Here is a 17,914-nt window from a genome sequence, read left to right as displayed (position 1 = left end):
GACAATGTCACCTTATGCATAGCGGATTATCGTAAAACCTTCGCTTTCATCCGGCGCAACGAAGTAGCGGGTAATCAAATCAAACTGCGCGTCCGTAGCGGCAAAATCGTGAGTTCCGCTGCTGTTGCGGGCGCGCAATCTCTCCCGACAAACGTCATCAGGCACGTCCAGATAGTGCAGGCGGTTATCTACCCCAGCCTGGTCAATCAGCGTTTTCATCCACTGCCGGTTTGCCAGCGTGTTGGCTGGGAAATCGAGCACCACCGACAGCCCGCTCCTCAACAGGGAAACGAGATGCGGCGTCAGCGCGTTTTTCAGCTTGCCGGAGCACGCCACGTAGTCCGCCACGCTCTGCATCTGCTCGCCATAAAGCGCGGCAAGCCAGCGGTCTTCACTGACCAAAATAGTATTGGGCGTTGCCATAAGCTTTGCGCTTAGCGTGGATTTACCGGCGGCGATTTTGCCGCATAAGAGGTGAAGCGTGGGTCTATGGGGAGAAGTTGACATCTCTGCCTCAGGGTAAGGGTTATGTCTGCACTAATCTCTACCTGCGGAGCGAAAGATACAACTGGTAAAAATGGCGGGTCAGGCGAAGACCCGCCAGAGTGTTACTTCAGCTTCGTCCAGTAGGTGCCCGTTTCCTTCACGGCCATGAAATGCTGATTTATTTCATCCAGCGTTTGCTGCGGATCCATATCCGCAAACAGCTGAGGGTGGAAAGTTTTGGCAAAGAACTCAACGTCCAGCAGGTGCCACGGCGAGAGGTAGAAGTTATGCCATACCGCCCAGGCTTTTCCGTTCTGAATAGCGTTCAGATTCGAAATCACTTTCTGCTGGCTAAGCACCTCGGTAAAACTTTGCCGTGCCTGAGTCGCCGTCACCTCGGACCCTAACTGCAGCCTGCCTTTTTGATCCGGCCCGGCGCTGCCGGTCGCAATGTAAATATCCGGGTTCACCGTCAGCAGCGCCTCCGGGGAAATCTTGCCATAAACGCCGGGGAAGCGGCTGACGGCGATATTGTCGCCGCCCGCAAAGGCCAGTAGATCCGCCAGGTTGCCGCGCCCGACGGTGGTACAGCAGTCGCTTTTATCGCCTAAATGCAGTTGTAGCATGACCGTCGGCTTAACGGGTTTTGCCTCTGCTAAGCGTTTGGAAATCTTCTCCATATGCTGACGGTAGAAGGCGATAAATTTCTCCGTTTTCGGCTGGTCGTTTAGCGCCTCCCCAAGAATACGCAGGCTCGGGACGGTGTTATTCAGCTGATCGACGCGAAAATCGACGTAGATCACCGGGATATGCGCCTGCGTCAGTTGGGCAAGAAAGCTCTCATGGTTGCTCTCTTTTTTGGCGTAGATCGGCAGAATCACCAGATCCGGGTGCAGGGCGATAACTTTCTCGACGCTTATCTGCGAGAAGTTGTTGTTGCCGATAACCGGAATGTTTCCGATCTCCGGGAAGGCCGCCGTGTAACGGTTCCAGGTCTGCGGATCCAGACGCTGCAAATCCGCAGGCCAGCCCACAACGCGCTTCGCCGGGTTACCGTCCTCCACAAGTGCGAGGGTATAGATCATCCGACTTTCGCCGACCACCAGGCGCTGTGGGTTATCCGGGACTTCAACCTTACGCTGCAGGATATCGGTAATCGTTTTGGCCTGACTGCTGGCGCTGAGCGCCAGCAGAGCCGCAAGTAACAGCGACTTTTTCATCTCAGAAATCCACGCTGGCGGAGAGATAAACGGTGCGGGGTTCGCCTTCAATAACGCGCAGGTTACCGGCGCTGGACTCGTAGTACTCGCGGTCAAACAGGTTTTTGACGTTCAGCTTCAGCTCGGTATTTTTGCCGACCAGCTTGCTGTCCCAGGCCACAAACGCGTCCGCCACGGTGTAAGCCGGCATGGTGAAGCTGTTTTCCGGGTCGCCCGCACGGCTGCCGACATAGCGCCCGCCGCCGCCCAGACGTAATTCACCCGGCAACCAGGAGAAACGCAGGGTATGGCTGAGGTAGAGGCCGCCCATGGTCGTTGGGGCGTTCACCAGACGGTTGCCGACGTTCACCGGGTTAATATCGTCTTCAACGATCTCGGTTTTGTCGTAGCTGTAGTTTGCCGTCAGGTACCAGTCCTCGGCAATTTCGCCGTTGAGATCTAGTTCCGCGCCGGTAGAGCGCGCTTTCGGGATGTTGCGCGTAACGCCATTGATAAACACCGACATGTCTTTTTCATCAATGCGGTAGAGCGCCAGGCTGCTGGTAAGGCGTGGTGACATCTGCCATTTTGCGCCCACTTCCCAGGTGGTGCCTTTTTCGGTGGAGGCGACGTTGCCGTTATCGTCGGTTTGTGTCGAGGGCGTAAAGGATTTGCTGTAGCTGCCGTACAGTGAAACGTCCGGAACGATTTTGTACACCAGGCCCATCTGCGGCAGAAAAGCATTGCCCCGGTCTTCAAGCGTGGTCTTCGGTTTGATCCAGCCCGAGCTGGAGGTTTGGGTGTAACGCTGAAGGCGACCGCCCAGCACGGCTATCCATTGGTCAGTCAGGTGAATGCTGTCTTTCGCAAACAAAGAGCGGCTGTAGAGGTTGGTGCGCAGGTTGCTGTTGGAATCGCTGTAAGTACTGCTGTTGGTAATCGGCGCTTCGCCGTACACCGGGTTATTCATATTGAAGGTTTTCGACACCTTGCCACGGTACGAATTCTTCTTATAGGTTTCGTTTTGCTCGTAGTCCGCGCCCAGGGTGATGTCATGCGTCATGCCCAGCAGTTCCGGGCTCCCGCTAATATCCCATGAAGCGTAATCGGTTTGATGGTTAAAGCCACGGTTTGCATCCGCGCGGCGGGAGACAATACCGCTGTTAGGATCGACCGCCGTCGCGCGAACTTCGTTGCTGTCGTAGCGGCGCTGCATCCAGGCATAGCTCAGGTTGGTTTCCCAGGTGTCATCCAGCTTGTACGAATAGTGGGTCGTCAGGCGTTTGTTCTTGCCCCAGGCGTGGTTGGCGTAATCGTCGATGCGGCGATTGTAAGGGATGTTCAGCGGCTGGCCGTTGATAAACGCCGTGCCACGGTCGTAAGGAATGTCGAACTTATATTCCACGTAGCTGATGTTGAAAGAGGCTTTATCGCCGTACCAGCTCAGGGAGGGGGCTATCAACGTGTGCTCATCGGTGCCGAAGTTGCGCCAGTAGTCTTCGTGCTGGCGTTCAGCCACCAGGCGGAAGGCGAAACCGTTGCCGAGCGGGCCGGTCACGTCGACCATGCCGGAGCCGCCGCCGTGGCTGCTGCTGGTGCCGCTGACGTGGGTGTTCCAGGTGTACTGTGGTTTTTTGCTGACGAGGTTAATCACGCCGCCGGGGTTCAGGATGCCGTAAAGCAGGGAGGCTGAGCCTTTCAGCACCTCAACATGATCGATGCTGGAGTCCATTGCCAGGCCCTGGTTGCTGCGCACTCCGTCAATAAATATTGAGCCGTCGCTGTTGGAGCCAAATCCGCGTTTTACAAAACCGTCCTCGATACCGCCCAGGGTATTGCTCTGCGTGACGCCGCTGACGAACTTCATCGCGTCATTAACCGAGGTAACCGCGTAATCGTCAATGACCTGAGGCGTCACCACGCTAACGGACTGGGGGATTTCGCTGCGCGGCGTTTTACTGCGCGAGGCGATGGTGGCGTCATCCTGGGTATAGCTGGTCAGTGAGCCGTCCGGGTTGGCGTTGGCAACGACCGTCAAGGTGTCTTCTTTAGGCTTATCGGCCGCAAAAGTCGGTGCGCCGATAATGAAGGTTGAAATGATGAGTAATTTTGAATTAATAAGTGCCTGGCGAACGAAAGTAGAACCCAATGGAATGCGAGTCATGGTGTTTATTATCTTTACTGAAACGATTTTATAATGGGAATTGAGATGATAATGACAATAATTAGCATTTACAATATTAACTCTGCTTACATAATTACTGGTTTTTTATCCAAAATCCTGATGATTTAGCGGGGGATATGCAGAAAAAAGAGAGGATCGCGGGACGAGCGTCCCGCGTGAATGCGAAGGGGGTTATCCGACTTCCGGCAGCAGGCCGACGGTAATCAGGCCCTGAATCACGATAACCGCGATACCGCAGGCGAAGACCAGCGCGAGCAGGGGTTTGCCGCCCGCAACTCGCCAGGCTGCATCGACGTGCTGCTTACGGCTCTGCCACACCAGCATGGAAGGCACCAGCAGGGCAAGCACCGCCAGCGCAACACCCGCATAGCCCAGCGCCATCACAAAGCCCTGCGGGTAAAACAGCGCAAAGACCAGTGGCGGCAGGAAGGTCATCAGCCCGGTTTGCAGGCGGCCAGAAGCCTTGCGGTTGCGGGCAAAGAGGTCACCCAGGTAGTCGAACAGCCCCAGGGAAACACCAAGGAACGACGTGGCTAGCGCGAAATCTGCAAACAGATGCACCGCCAGCTCCACGTGCGGGGTGGCCACAACCTGACGAACAACCTGCAGGAATCCGTTAAGTCCCGAGTGTTCGGCCATCAGCCCGGTAAAGGTAGCGGAGTCAATCGCGCCGAGGGTGGCGAGCTGCCAGAAGATATAGGCCACCAGCGGAATAGCGCTCCCTACGATAAACACCCAGCGCAGTTTGCGAATATTGCCGTTCATATAGCTGACAATGCTCGGTACGCTACCGTGGAAACCAAAAGAAGTGAAGATCACCGGGATAGCGGAAAGCGCCAGCCCCTTTTCAACCGGTAGCGTCAGCAGGTTGGTATGATGGATGTGCGGCATCATTAGCGCCAGCATCACGACCAACAGGATAATTTTGGCGCTAAACAGGACGCGGTTAAACATGTCCACCATATGGGTGCCCACACAGACGATCCCGCCCGCCACTACGGTAAACAAAAGCACGCCGGAGGTAGCCGGGACGTTGACAGAAAACCACTGGCTAAGGCTTGCGGCCAGGAGTTCACCCGCGCCGCTGATGTAGGCCGCCGTGAGGGCATACATCAGGAACAGCATGCTAAAACCGGTTAACCACTGTCCAGGGCGACCGAGATAGCGCCGGGCGAGGGTGCCAAGGCCGGTATCCGCCGAGACGTGCTGATAGACTTCTACCAGCAGCAGCGCGGTGTAACACATCAACCCCCAAAGACCGACGAGCATCAGCAGCGTGACGCCAAACCCTACCCCCGCCGACGCCAACGGCATTGCCAGCATTCCTGCGCCAATTGTGGTTCCCGCCACGATGAAAACACTGCCAAGAGTCCTGTTCTTCACGCTTCCCTCTGAATTTACGAAGAGCTGTATGCAATTATGCCGCGCAGGGTAAGGGAAAACCTCAGGTGCGTCAAATGAGGGTTACGCGGTGTGTATCATTATGTTTACGATTTAGATTCACCGTTCGTGACGTTGTCACGTAATAAAATTAAACCATTCAATACTTGCCAGGTCATGGGAATCTCAGGCTTTATGAATATAAATATTAATAATAACTAATCTCTTTCTCATGGAGAGCATAAATAAATGAAAGCAAGTTTTGTTATGACAGGGTTACTGCTCGCTTCGGCTGGCTGCGGGGCAACAACGTATCCCATCACGGTTACCGATATGGACAACCAGCGCATCACTATCGAAAAAGAGCCGCAGCATGTCATTTTGCAGGACGGGCGCGACATCCTTTCACTGGCGCTGCTGGACCGCGAAGATCCGTTCAGGCGCGTTGTCGCGTGGAATAACCTGCCGAAAAAGCAGGATACCCAAACCTGGGACGTGCTGAAACGTAAGTGGCCAGAAGCGACCAAAATTATCGATATGGGCTTTAGCGATCAAGGGGAAGTAAACCTGGAGAGCGTACTGGCTCAGCAGCCGGATATCATGATCGCCCAACTACGAGCCAAACCGGCGCTGGAGCAGACCGGGGTAATCAAATCGCTGAAAAAACTGAATATTCCGGTGGTGTTCGTGGATTACGAACTGCACCCGGTTGAAAATACCGCCCGCAGCGTCACGCTACTCGGCACCGTGCTGAACCAGGAAAAACGCGCGAAAGAGTACACCGACTACTACCAGCAGCATATGGCCCACATCCAACAGGTGGCTGCCGGGGTTAAAAACAAGCCGAATGTGTTTATCGAACCTATTGCCGGTAATACAGAGAACTGCTGCTTCACCCACGGCCATAACGGATGGGGTGCGCTGGTCGAAGCCGTTGGCGGTAAGAACATCGGTTCCACGCTACTGCCCGGCAGCGCGGGCTTTGTGCCAATGGAGCAGATTATCGCCATGAAACCGGACGTCTATATCATGTCTGGCTCTAAACGGCCAAACCCGAGCGTTCTGCCGTTTGGCTATGGCGGTACGCCGCAGGACGTTACCGCAACCTTCGATAAGCTGATGACCCGCCCAACGTTCCAAAGCATTGAGCCGGTGAAAGAGGGCAAGGTTTACGGGGTGTATCACCACTTCTATAACCACCCGTATAACATTATCGGCATGGAAATTCTGGCTAAAGACCTCTATCCGCAAAAGCTGCAGGATCTCGACCCAACGGCCGATTACCACCAGATCATTACTCGCTTTACCCAGATACCGGACGATTCTATTCTGCTGAGTTATTCGTTTAAAAAGCAGTAAGCTTTTATCTTTATATTCTCGTATAATTTAATAGCGTAACAAAATCCAGTTCTGATAAATCAGCGCTGGATTTTTACTTGTTAGATTAATCTGCCCTATGGTTATCCATGGATTCATTTTCCAAATTAATATTCAGGAAAAATAATTCTATTGCTTAAACTTTATTATTGACAAATCACGCTGTACTTTGATATTAATTTTAAATATCTTCATTGGCTTTCATATAATTTGTCAAATTATATTATTAACGTTCCAAATGATTATGAATTTATCAATATTCATACAATTAATGAATGAATTAATATCCAAGTGAATAGTTATGAGATGTCTCTGGATACATTAGGGGAACAGTTATATCATGGACTTTTTGAGGCTTTTTCATCCAATGGATGGACTTCACTATGTTATATTTTTTACCACTGACAATATAGAATACAAAATAAGGCTGGGAAACAGGCTCATACGTATGTTCGAAGTGGGCATTGCTGTTTCTTTCTTTTTCTATATATTCCAAAAGGATGAGCGGTTTTTTTGGTTATCATCCATGATAGTAAATTTTATTTTACTTATTATCTTTAAAATCAGCATGCTTCCTTATTAGTTGAATTAATTAACAATCAATGATCATATATTGTCATGTAGATATTTTTATACAAAGGAGAAATATTATGCGTGAGTTATTCAGCAAAGAAATGGAAATAGTTTCAGCAGCAGGTGTAGTTACTGATGATCCGAGGGTGGAAAATGTCATGAATAACTTTGATGATCTATGTGAAATAGGCGAAAACGCAGCTAAGGGGATCCCGGCAAGTCACTTATCTGAAAGCATTAACATTGCGAAAGATACAGTGCATGATGCTGTAAATCTTATGGATACCATTTACACGCAGTTATTCTACAATATAGATAAATGGTTTGGCTAACACTGGGAGATCCTATTCTGCTGAGTTATTCCTTTAAAAAGTAGTAAACTTTTATCGTTATACTCCCTTATGATTTAATAGCGTAACGAAATCCAGTTTTGATAAATCAGGGCTAGACTTTTACTTATTCATGTCATTGATGAATACATTTCTCACATTCACTCTTGTTTTAATATGTTAAGAAACACACCCTTATTGCTTACGGGTTTATTATTGACAAATAACATTGGGCTTTGTTATTACTTTGAGTGTTATTTTTATTGATTGCGCCCGGAGTTTTAGGAATGATTACTTACGGATAAAAGTGGATGGATTATGGATTACTGGTTAAGACCCACCCGTCTCTCAAGTGTGCTCGAGTTTTTTGCTACTGAAAATATCTCTCGAAAAATATTTCTGGGAACCATGCTTACGAATACATGTGAAATTTTTTTAATAATTTCCATAATGATTTTTATTTTTTCTGAAAAGAACAGAGCAGCGAGTTCGCTTTCAATAATGGTAAATTTAATAATATGGTTGATAATAAAAATCAGCATACCTAAAGGGGTGTAAAAATCATATCATCAATAATGATAAATAACACTTTGCTTATGAAATATCATATCCCATCCCCACAACCCAAAATTCATAATACCGTGTCAATTATCGACAGTATGAATATGATTAGAAAATCTATATTTTATAACCAAGATATTAGTGGCAATAGTACTCTTGCCATGTGGCTATTTTATACAAAAGGATAAATACTATGCGTGAATTATTCAGCAAGGAAATGGAAATGGTTTCAGCGGCGGGTTTAGTTACTGACGATCCAAGAGTAGAAGAGGCGATGCGTGATTTTGATATACTATGTGGTATTGGCGAAGCCGCAACTGAAGGAATTAAAGGTAGCCATTTATCTGAAAGTATTAGCACGGCAAAAAAAACCGTGCATGAAGCGGTAAATCTTATGGATGCCATTTACACGCAGCTATTCAATAATATAAATAAATGGTTTAGCTAACTAAGTAGCCCTAAGCCTGATATATCAGGCTTAGGGTTGATGAAAATATCATTATGATAGAATTTATTACTTTTCTTATGAGCGACGATCCATCCATAAAATCTAGTTATGGAAAACGCTTTACAAACATATATGACCTTTTTGTTATTCTTATTATTTGGGCCATGATCCGTGAACCTGAACAACGTATCAATTTGATTATCCTGTTACTCATCGTCTCTGCGATTACGCTTTATATCATGAACAGAATGCCGTAATTTTAGCTCAAAAAGTTGATAAATATATTTACATGAGCACTTTATCAAAGGTAATCCAATTTGTATAGAAAGGACGCACTGGAAAGCAGAAAGCATAAATGGCAGGGGCGTGCGATTTTACTGCCTGGCATCCCGGCATGGATAATCGCTGCCGGTTGTATGCTATTTATCACTACATTTCTTGTGTTTGTGATAACCGGTAGTTACACAAGGCGTGTAAACGTCAGCGGTGAGATCACAACGCTGCCTCGTACAGCGAATATCTATTCAGCCGTGCAGGGTGTTGTGGTGAAACAGTTTGTTCGGGAAGGGCAAACGGTACGAAAAGGCGATCCTATTTATCAAATCGATATCAGTAAGAGTAGCCTTAACGGCGTGTTTAGCGAAAACAAGAAAAAAGATATTCAAAACCAACTGGCTCGCGTAGATAACATCATCTCAGGACTGGCGGACAGTAAAAAGGTTACGCTGAAAGCGCTTGATAAACAGCGTCTGGAGTACAGCAGTGCCTTTATCAGCTCCTCGGCTATTTTAAAAAAGGCTGAGGAAGGTATAAAAATAATGAAAACTAACATGGATAATTACCAAAAGTACCATGCAAAAGGGTTGATTAATAAGGACCAGCTGATTAGCCAAACCGCGCTTTATTACCAACAGCAAAACAACCTCCTCACGCTAAATGCTCAAAATGTACAACATGCTCAGCAAATAACCAATCTTGAAAGCCAGCTTCAAACCCAGGCCGCAGAGTTTGATAATCGAATTTATCAGATGGAGCTTCAGCGCTTCGAACTACAGAAAGAACTTACCGGAATGGACGTCAGCGAAGAGATTATTGTTCGGGCTCTGACCGGGGGTGAGGTCGACTCTATGAGCGTGACCGTAGGGCAAATGGTAAATACCGGCGATAGCCTGCTGCAAATCATTCCGGAAAATATAGCCGGTTACTATCTTGTTGCCTGGATACCTAACGATGCGGTTCCGTATATCAAAGTTGGCGACCCGGTTAATATCCGCTATGAGGCATTTCCTGCTGCTAAATTTGGCCAGTTTCCGGCGGTAATAACCATGATATCTAAAACCCCGGCATCGCCTCAGGAGATGATGACCTATCAGGCCGCGCCGGGAGCGCCCGCTACGCCGGTTCCCTGGTTTAAAGTCACGGTTAAGCCGAATAAACAGGCTATTACCTATGAGGGGAAATCGCGCTCTTTAACAAACGGTATGAAAGCGCAGAGTACGCTTTTTCTGGAAAAAAGGAGGATTTACCAATGGATGCTCGCACCATTTTACGACATGAAGCACAGCGCAACAGGGCCGGAAAATGAACGAGGATAGTATCAGGACGTTATTTCATCAGCTGGATCTGAAATGGCGTCGGCGTGTGCCTGTTGTTCATCAAACCGAATCCTCTGAATGCGGACTGGCCTGCCTGGCAATGGTATGTGGGCATTACGGCAAAAATATTGACCTGATTTCACTACGCCAACAATTTAATCTCTCTGCCCGGGGAACCTCGCTGGCAGGGCTCAGCGAAATAGCGGGCCAACTGGAGATGGCTAGCAGGGCGCTGTCTTTGGAGCTGAATGAGCTTTCCGCATTAAAAACGCCTTGTATCATCCACTGGGACTTTAACCATTTTGTGGTGCTGATCGGCGTAAAACATAACCGTTACGTGATCCACGATCCTGCCAGAGGGCGCAGAACGATCGGTTTAGCCGAAATGTCGCGCTATTTCACCGGCGTAGCACTTGAAGTCTGGCCCGGCAGCCAATTTACGCAACGTACGGTTAAGCACCGGATAAGCCTCAAGACGCTTATTAGCAGTATATATGGCATAAAAAGTACGCTAACCAAAATTTTCTGTTTGTCATTAATCATCGAGACCATCAATCTTATTCTGCCTGTTGGTACTCAGCTTGTTATGGACCATGCTATTCCCGCCGGAGACAAGGGATTGCTTACCCTTATTTGCCCTGCATTGGTCTTCTTTATTTTGCTGCGGGCCTCGGTAAGCCTGCTTCGCGCCTGGTCCTCACTGGTGATGGCAACCCTAATTAACGTGCAATGGCAGTCTGGTCTGTTTAATCACCTTTTAAAGCTACCGTTAAGCTATTTTGAACGCCGTAAGTTGGGGGATATACAATCCAGATTTGGATCACTGGATACATTACGGAGCACGTTTACCACCAGCATAACGGGCGCCATCATGGATGGGATCATGGTTCTCGGCGTTCTGATTATGCTGGCGCTTTATGGTGGATTTCTGACCTGGGTCGTACTGGGCTTTACGGCTATCTATGTTCTTATTCGTCTGCTGACCTATGGATATTACCGCCAGCTTTCTGAGGAGAATCTGGTCAGGGGAGCGCGAGCAAACTCTTATTTCATGGAAACGCTGTACGGCATTGCCACTGTAAAAATCCAGGGCATGGCGACAAGACGCGGTAAACACTGGCTCAACCTGAAAATAGAGGCCATCAACTCGGGAATTAAAATCACCAAAATGGATCTGTTGTTCGGCGGGATGAATACGCTTGTTGCCGCCAGCGATCAGGTCGCCATTTTATGGTTAGGTGCCGGCCTCGTCATCGACAATCAAATGACCATCGGGATGTTCGTGGCGTTTGGCGCTTTTCGTGCGCAGTTTTCAGACAAGGTGGCATCGCTGACGGGTTTTCTGTTGCAGCTAAGAATGATGAGTTTGCATAACGAACGTATCGCCGACATCGCATTACACCAACAAGAGGCGGAAAAACCGGCGCTGGCTATAACAGCAGCAATGCAGCCGGTGACGTTAGAAGCCGTTGACCTTGGTTACCGCTATGACAGCCAGAGCACGCCGGTGTTCAGCGGCCTGACATTTTCCATTGCAGCCGGGGAGAGCGTTGCCATTACCGGCGCGTCCGGCGCCGGGAAAACCACGTTAATGAAAGTATTATGTGGGTTGTTTGAACCTGACGCAGGAAAAGTTATTGTTAATGGCGCGGATATCCGCCAGATAGGCATCAATAATTATCATAAGTTAATCGCCTGTGTGATGCAGGATGACCGATTATTCTCCGGCTCTATTCGGGAGAACATCGTTGGCTTTACGACGCAGGACGACGAAAACTGGATGATCGAGTGCGCCCAAGCCAGCAATATCCACGAGACTATAATGAAAATGCCGATGGGCTACGAAACCCTGATAGGCGAACTGGGTGAGGGGCTTTCAGGAGGACAGAAGCAGCGAATATTTATTGCCCGTGCGCTCTATCGCAAGCCGGGAATTCTATTTATGGATGAAGCAACCAGTTCGCTGGATGTGGAAAGCGAGCATTTCGTTAGCCAGGCAATTAAAAAACTGAATATCACCAGAATCATCATTGCCCATCGGGAAACGACTCTGGCAACTGTCGATAGATGTCTTACCCTGACGCAATAAAAACCCGCCAGTTGGCGGGTTTTTATTTAACGAAGTGAAATCAGATAGACGTCCGACGGTAGTCGCGGTATTCCGGCCGCCAGAAATTATCGTCAATCGCCTGCTTCAGCGCTTCAGCGGAAGTGACGACCGCAACGCCTTGCTGTTGAGCAATCTTCGCTACCGCGTAGGCGATAGCGCGCGACACTTTCTGAATATCTTTCAGCTCCGGCAACACCATTCCTTCACCGTTAATCAACAGCGGAGAGTGCTGTGCCAGCGACTCGCTTGCCGCCATCAGCATCTCGTCGGTAATACGGGACGCTCCGGAAGCAATCACCCCCAGGCCAATACCCGGGAAGATGTAGGCGTTGTTACACTGGGCGATAGGATACGTTTTGTCTTTCCAGCTCACCGGCGCAAACGGGCTGCCGGTGGCCACCAACGCGGCGCCGTCGGTCCAGGTAATGATGTCCTGCGGCGTCGCTTCCACGCGGGAGGTTGGGTTAGACAGCGGCATCACGATTGGGCGCGGGCAGTGCTTGTGCATTTCGCGAATAATTTCTTCAGTGAACAGGCCCGTTTGACCAGAAACGCCGATAAGAATATTAGGCTTCGCGTTACGCACCACGTCCAGCAGAGAGATTGCCTCGTTTTCCAGATCCCAGCCGGACAGGCTTTCGCGGCTCTGAACCAGTTTAGTCTGGAAGGAGAGCAGGTTCGGCATGTTGTCGGTCAGCAGGCCGAAGCGGTCGACCATAAACACGTTGCTACGGGCGGCTTCTTCGCTCAGCCCTTCGCGCTGCATCTGAGCGATGATTTGCTCGGCGATGCCGCAGCCCGCAGAGCCCGCGCCCAGGAAGACGATCTTCTGTTGGTTAAGCTGGCTGCCTGCCGCGCGGCTGGCGGCGATAAGCGTACCCACGGTAACCGCCGCTGTGCCCTGAATATCATCGTTGAACGAGCAAATCTCGTCACGATAGCGGGTGAGCAACGGCATCGCATTTTTCTGCGCGAAGTCTTCAAACTGCAGCAGCACGTCCGGCCAGCGGTGGCGAACGGCCTGAATAAACTCATCGACAAATTCGTAGTACTCGTCGCCGGTGATTCGTGGGTGACGGGAGCCCATATACAGCGGATCGTTCAGCAGCTGCTGATTATTGGTGCCCACATCCAGCACGACAGGCAGGGTATAGGCCGGGCTGATCCCGCCGCAGGCGGTGTACAGCGAAAGCTTACCGATAGGGATGCCCATACCGCCGATACCCTGGTCGCCGAGGCCGAGAATACGTTCGCCGTCGGTTACCACGATAACTTTAATATTGTGGTTTGGGACGTTCTGCAGAATATCATCCATATGATGGCGGTTTTCATAGTTGATAAACACACCGCGTGAACGACGATAAATTTCGGAGAAGCGTTCGCAGGCAGCGCCGACGGTTGGGGTGTAGATAACCGGCATCATCTCTTCAAGATGATTCTCTACCAGGCGGTAGAACAGCGTTTCGTTGGTGTCCTGGATGTTACGCAGGTAAATGTGCTTATCAATTTCGGTTTTGAAGCCCTGGTATTGGATCCAGGCGCGTTCCGCTTGTTCTTCGATGGTTTCAACCACTTCCGGCAGCAGGCCAAGCAGGTTGAAGTTGCGGCGCTCTTCGATGCTAAAAGCGCTGCCTTTATTGAGTAGGGGGAATTCAAGTAAAACAGGTCCGGCGTAAGGAATATAAAGCGAGCGATGTTTTTTTGGTTTGATGTCCATGTGCATACTCTTTTTTTGACGTAATGTCTTGCCCGTAAGGCTCATTCGGTGAGTTGTCGCGCGATATTATGGCACAGCGGTTTCGCATCTGACACCGCCAGGCCAAGAACTTTGGTTACACAAGTCCCCAAACCCCCGGTAATATTGTTTCGGAACGTGCCTGAAATAGCTAAATCGATTTAGCCACAAATGCCTATGGAAAGGCATCGCCTGTTTATTTAAACGCCATGGGCACGGTTAAAAACGGGCGGCTTTTAAGCTTGTTTTTTTGACTTTTAAACACCATGTTTAGCGCAGGTCAAAATGCCACATGCAATAAAAGAGCGGATCCGAAACTTACAATATAAGGGAATATGACAATGCAAACCTTTCGCTATCCGGCAGGAACGCTTCATTCTACGGGGGACAGCCGCGCTGAAAACGCCAATTTGTTTGATATTGTTATTGATACGCCGCGCCTGACGCTTTCTCCACCTATACCAACGGATGCCCCGGCGCTGCTGAGCATATTTTCCGATCCGCAGGTAATGAAGTACTGGAACACTGCCCCCTGGCACGCGCTTGATGATGCTATGCGTTTTATTGACCGCAGCACGGATGAGCGTCGTGACGGCCTGGCGCTCACGCTTTGTATTCGAGACAAACAGTCGGGCCAGCTGGCGGGTAAATGCATGCTTTTCAGCTTTGTCGGTCATTCCAGACGTGCCGAAATTGGCTTTGGCCTTAGCAGCGCGTACTGGGGAAAAGGTCTGATTAACGAAGCCGCCGGAGCGCTGATTGCTTATGCGTTTGATGTGCTCAAACTGCGCAGAATCGAGGCCGAAATTGATCCTGAAAACCAGGCTTCAGCCGCTGCATTACAGAAACTTGGCTTTACTCAGGAGGGGCTGTTGAGAAAACGCTGGGAAATTAACGGCACCGTTTCAGACTCCGCGCTGTTCGGGCTGCTCGCGGAAGACAACAAGCCATAATGCACCGGCGTTACCGATCCTGTGGGAACCACAGTCCGAAACGGGTTACGCCATCCTGACATTCAACCCAGCAGCGCCCCTGATGCAGCTGCATGATAGAGTTAACGATGGATAACCCAAGCCCGCTGGAGTGTGCCGAGTCGTTGCGGGAAGGGTCCGCACGGTAAAAGCGATCGAAAATCCTTTCCTGATGCGCCGGAGATATTGTCTCACCGCGGTTAATCACCCGGACAGACATGCCTTCATCCAGTGGCTCAGCCTCAATAATAATTTCGCTGCCGGGTAAGGCGTAGCGCACCGCGTTAGAAAGCAGGTTTGCCAGCGCGCGGCGAAGCAGAAAAGCATCGGCATACACCGTTCCGCCGGCGCGAAGTTGAATCCCTACGTCACGGTCGGCAGCCAGGTCTTCAAAATACTCGCCAATTCGTTCGATCTCTTCGGCAATATCAACGTCACATCGCTGGATTGCCTGGTCAGGCTGTTCCGCCTGGGCCAGGAACAGCATGTTGTCTATCATCCGCGACATGCGCTGCAACTCTTCAAAATTAGACCCTAATAGCTGCTGGTAATAGGCATTGTCGCGAGCGGTGCCCAGGCCGACCTCCGTCTGGCCGAGCAGGGTAGTTATTGGCGTGCGCAGGTCGTGGGCCATATCGGCGCTGACCTGTTTTAGCTGCTGGAACCCGCGCTCCAGGCGCCCGAGCATGGCGTTGATCTGGTCAATCAGCGCGTCGAGTTCGGTGGGGACATCCTGCTTATCCAGCCGTGATGAGAGGGTATGAGTACCAATTTTTGCCGTGCGGTCAGCCAGACGGCGCAAAGGAGAAATCCCTCGACGGGCGAAAATCACGGCCAGCACAACGGATATCGCCGCCATCATTGAGGCGAAGAGAATAATTTTGTTGCGGTATTCATCCAGGATATGGGTTCTGTCGCTCAGAACGCGCGCCGAGACAATTTCCAGCGGCGGTAAATTATTAGCAGAAGGGCTAATCGCGGCCATGTACACCATCGGTGTTCCGTCCGCGGTAACAGCATGATGCACGGCGTCAAGCGTCAGGCGCTGGTTTGCGGCAACGGGGCCTACGGCGGGAATATCGCGCTGCATCGGGTTAACTTCCAGCAGCGTTGCGCCGCCGACGTAGCGAATCACCAGCAGCGATTCCGTATTACCCAGCATATTGGCAAACAGATGGGGCTTTTCGTGGATCAGCTGGCGGGCATCAAGATCCCTTAACAGCGTGCTGATCTGATCAACGCGGGAAACGAGCGCGGCATCATCGCGTATCGACAGCTGCTGGCGTAGGGCGTAATAAAGCGCGCTGCCCATGACGGTAAAAGTAACGAAAGAGAACGCCGCCAGCAGGACGGCGAGGCGGAAGGTCAGTGAGACGCGTTTCATGATTCTTGCTCGCAGCGGTAGCCCACGCCGTGTACGGTGTGGATAAGCCGCACCGGGAAGGGATCGTCCACCTTTTGCCGCAGCCTGCGCACCGCGACATCCACGACGTTGGTGTCGCTGTCGAAGTTCATATCCCAGACGCGAGAGGCGAGAAACGTTCTCGACAGAACTTGCCCGGGGTGTTGCAGGAAGCACACCAGCAGTTTGAACTCTTTGTTGGTCAGTGTGATACGTTTACCTTCACGCTCGCAGCGGAACTTCGCAACATCCACCACGAGATCTGCCAGCGACAGTAGCTCTTCGGACTCGGCCTGCGGCTGGCCCCGACGTAAAATAATACGCATTCTTGCCAACAGCTCTGCAAAGGAGAAGGGCTTAACAAGGTATTCATCAGCCCCGAGCCCAAGCCCGCGCAGACGATCTTCCAGGGTTCCACGGGCGCTCAAAAACAGTACCGGGGTCTGGCTATGGGCGCGTAAACGCTCCATCACCGTCCAGCCGTTCATTTCCGGCAGCATCACGTCCAGCAGGATCAGGTCATAACTCTCTTCCCGCGCCAGATGAAGGCCGTCGATGCCGTTGGCTGCCCAGTCTGCGGTATAGCCCGCTTCATTTAGCCCACTCACCAGATAGGCGGCGGTTTTCGCTTCGTCTTCAATGATGAGGATTTTCAAGCGGTGGGATCCTGTCAAAAAGAGAGAAAAGGGCGTGGAGACCACCCCAGTCTCGTCAGTATAAGATGCGCGAACCTTAGTATCCAGGCACGTGAGCGGCTTTCATGATCAGGTTAGCGACCGCTTCCGGCTGAGAAATCAGCGACACGTGGCTGGACTTCAGCTCGATGGTCTGAGCGTGCATACGCTTCGCCATGAAACGCTCCAGGTCCGGGTTAATGGTACGGTCTTCTGTAGACACCGCATACCAGGTCGGTTTGTTGTGCCAGGCTGCAACCGTGGTTTTCGCCGTGGTGATGGCTTTGCCGATCGGCTGCTGTACCGCGTAATACGCTTCAGCTTCGCTTGCCGGCAGGTCACCGGCGAAGTCATGGACAAACGCAGACTCGCTCAGGGCGCCGTAGCCATCATCATTCCACTTCAGGCCAGCGGAAGCCGGTGCGGCAGGGTATTTTTTAGTGAGCGCCGGGTAGTCTTCACCCGCTTCTGGCGCACGGGCGGCGATATACACCAGGCCTTTGACTTCCGGCTCATCACCGGCCTGGCTGATAACCATGCCGCCGTAAGAGTGTGCCACCAGGATAACCGGACCGTTTTGCTGTGCCAGCGCGCGTTTCACCGCGGCGACATCGTTATCTAAAGAGGTGGTTGGGTTCTGTACCGCCGTCACGTGAAGACCTTTCGCCTGTAGCAACGGGATAACCTTGCCCCAGCTCGATCCATCGGCAAACAGGCCGTGAACCAGCACGATATTTTTCACTTCCTGGGGGGGTGGGGTGGTGTCGGCATGAGCGACGCTGCTGCCCAGCGAGGCAAGCACGAGAGAGGCGATAGCAGAGAGATGGCGTAATTTCATGATGTATCCTCAGGATTCAACAAAGGGGGTCAGGGCTAATTTAGCGAACGG

Annotated in this window: 14 protein-coding genes; 6 read left to right on the top strand and 8 right to left on the bottom strand. The window is 50.9% G+C overall.

Features of this window, described 5'->3' with window-relative positions:
* Positions 1-12: 12 nt before the first annotated feature.
* From VGM55_RS18610 to tyrP, 4 genes are all read right to left on the bottom strand, one after another.
* Positions 13-507: an ATP-binding protein gene (locus VGM55_RS18610; protein WP_331636281.1), complete on the bottom strand. Its 495-nt coding sequence runs from the start codon at positions 505-507 to the stop codon at positions 13-15.
* A 101-nt stretch (positions 508-608) separates the two neighbouring features.
* On the bottom strand, positions 609-1,706 hold the full coding sequence (locus VGM55_RS18605) for an ABC transporter substrate-binding protein (protein WP_331636279.1): 1,098 nt from the start codon (positions 1,704-1,706) through the stop codon (positions 609-611).
* Position 1,707: 1 nt separating this feature from the next.
* On the bottom strand, positions 1,708-3,849 hold the full coding sequence (locus tag VGM55_RS18600) for a TonB-dependent siderophore receptor (protein WP_331636278.1): 2,142 nt from the start codon (positions 3,847-3,849) through the stop codon (positions 1,708-1,710).
* A 192-nt stretch (positions 3,850-4,041) separates the two neighbouring features.
* Positions 4,042-5,253: a tyrosine transporter TyrP gene (tyrP, locus tag VGM55_RS18595; RefSeq protein WP_331636277.1), complete on the bottom strand. Its 1,212-nt coding sequence runs from the start codon at positions 5,251-5,253 to the stop codon at positions 4,042-4,044.
* A 246-nt stretch (positions 5,254-5,499) separates the two neighbouring features.
* Here tyrP and VGM55_RS18590 point away from each other — a divergent pair, with 246 nt between their 5' ends.
* The 5 genes from VGM55_RS18590 (at position 5,500) to VGM55_RS18570 (ending at position 12,222) form a co-directional block, all read left to right on the top strand.
* Complete coding sequence (locus VGM55_RS18590) at positions 5,500-6,609, top strand: ABC transporter substrate-binding protein (RefSeq protein WP_331636276.1); 1,110 nt, start codon at positions 5,500-5,502, stop codon at positions 6,607-6,609.
* Between the two features lie 668 nt (positions 6,610-7,277).
* Entirely contained in the window at positions 7,278-7,532 is a 255-nt protein-coding gene (locus VGM55_RS18585) for a hypothetical protein (protein WP_331636275.1), read from the top strand.
* Between the two features lie 751 nt (positions 7,533-8,283).
* Positions 8,284-8,538, top strand: a complete 255-nt coding sequence (locus tag VGM55_RS18580) for a hypothetical protein (RefSeq protein WP_331636274.1) — start codon at positions 8,284-8,286, stop codon at positions 8,536-8,538.
* A 317-nt stretch (positions 8,539-8,855) separates the two neighbouring features.
* On the top strand, positions 8,856-10,133 hold the full coding sequence (locus VGM55_RS18575) for an HlyD family secretion protein (RefSeq protein WP_331636273.1): 1,278 nt from the start codon (positions 8,856-8,858) through the stop codon (positions 10,131-10,133).
* On the top strand, positions 10,120-12,222 hold the full coding sequence (locus VGM55_RS18570; protein WP_331636272.1) for a peptidase domain-containing ABC transporter: 2,103 nt from the start codon (positions 10,120-10,122) through the stop codon (positions 12,220-12,222). Before VGM55_RS18575 ends, VGM55_RS18570 begins: the two co-directional genes overlap by 14 nt.
* Before the next feature lie 40 nt (positions 12,223-12,262).
* On the opposite strand, the gene VGM55_RS18565 is transcribed toward VGM55_RS18570, so the two are convergent.
* Complete coding sequence (locus VGM55_RS18565) at positions 12,263-13,960, bottom strand: NAD-dependent malic enzyme (protein WP_154185480.1); 1,698 nt, start codon at positions 13,958-13,960, stop codon at positions 12,263-12,265.
* A gap of 359 nt (positions 13,961-14,319) precedes the next feature.
* Between VGM55_RS18565 and VGM55_RS18560 the strand changes: the two genes are divergently transcribed.
* Positions 14,320-14,931 carry a GNAT family N-acetyltransferase gene (locus tag VGM55_RS18560; protein ID WP_331636271.1) on the top strand — a complete coding sequence of 204 codons (612 nt, stop codon included), beginning with the start codon at positions 14,320-14,322 and terminating at the stop codon, positions 14,929-14,931.
* Between the two features lie 10 nt (positions 14,932-14,941).
* On the opposite strand, the gene VGM55_RS18555 is transcribed toward VGM55_RS18560, so the two are convergent.
* From VGM55_RS18555 to VGM55_RS18545, 3 genes are all read right to left on the bottom strand, one after another.
* A complete protein-coding gene (locus VGM55_RS18555) occupies positions 14,942-16,333 on the bottom strand; it encodes a heavy metal sensor histidine kinase (RefSeq protein ID WP_331636270.1) in 1,392 nt (463 codons plus the stop codon).
* The gene (locus tag VGM55_RS18550) at positions 16,330-17,007 is read right to left on the bottom strand and encodes a heavy metal response regulator transcription factor (protein ID WP_154185483.1); all 678 of its coding nucleotides are present in this window, start codon (positions 17,005-17,007) and stop codon (positions 16,330-16,332) included. The genes VGM55_RS18555 and VGM55_RS18550 overlap by 4 nt, the downstream gene beginning before the upstream one ends.
* A gap of 76 nt (positions 17,008-17,083) precedes the next feature.
* On the bottom strand, positions 17,084-17,863 hold the full coding sequence (locus tag VGM55_RS18545; RefSeq protein ID WP_331636269.1) for an alpha/beta hydrolase: 780 nt from the start codon (positions 17,861-17,863) through the stop codon (positions 17,084-17,086).
* Between the last annotated feature and the right edge of the window lie 51 nt (positions 17,864-17,914).

The organism is Cedecea sp., assembly GCF_036500665.1.
In the GTDB taxonomy this organism is placed as follows: Bacteria; Pseudomonadota; Gammaproteobacteria; order Enterobacterales; family Enterobacteriaceae; genus Cedecea.
The sequence above is the reverse complement of the archived record's forward strand: the minus strand, read 5'-3'. Positions and strand labels throughout refer to the sequence as shown.

Coding starts and splice junctions, on each gene's coding strand:
- VGM55_RS18610 (WP_331636281.1), bottom strand. CDS start 507: ATGTCAACTTCTCCCCATAGACCCACGCTTCACCTCTTATGCGGCAAA.
- VGM55_RS18605 (WP_331636279.1), bottom strand. CDS start 1,706: ATGAAAAAGTCGCTGTTACTTGCGGCTCTGCTGGCGCTCAGCGCCAGC.
- VGM55_RS18600 (WP_331636278.1), bottom strand. CDS start 3,849: ATGACTCGCATTCCATTGGGTTCTACTTTCGTTCGCCAGGCACTTATT.
- VGM55_RS18590 (WP_331636276.1), top strand. CDS start 5,500: ATGAAAGCAAGTTTTGTTATGACAGGGTTACTGCTCGCTTCGGCTGGC.
- VGM55_RS18585 (WP_331636275.1), top strand. CDS start 7,278: ATGCGTGAGTTATTCAGCAAAGAAATGGAAATAGTTTCAGCAGCAGGT.
- VGM55_RS18580 (WP_331636274.1), top strand. CDS start 8,284: ATGCGTGAATTATTCAGCAAGGAAATGGAAATGGTTTCAGCGGCGGGT.
- VGM55_RS18570 (WP_331636272.1), top strand. CDS start 10,120: ATGAACGAGGATAGTATCAGGACGTTATTTCATCAGCTGGATCTGAAA.
- VGM55_RS18565 (WP_154185480.1), bottom strand. CDS start 13,960: ATGGACATCAAACCAAAAAAACATCGCTCGCTTTATATTCCTTACGCC.
- VGM55_RS18560 (WP_331636271.1), top strand. CDS start 14,320: ATGCAAACCTTTCGCTATCCGGCAGGAACGCTTCATTCTACGGGGGAC.
- VGM55_RS18555 (WP_331636270.1), bottom strand. CDS start 16,333: ATGAAACGCGTCTCACTGACCTTCCGCCTCGCCGTCCTGCTGGCGGCG.
- VGM55_RS18545 (WP_331636269.1), bottom strand. CDS start 17,863: ATGAAATTACGCCATCTCTCTGCTATCGCCTCTCTCGTGCTTGCCTCG.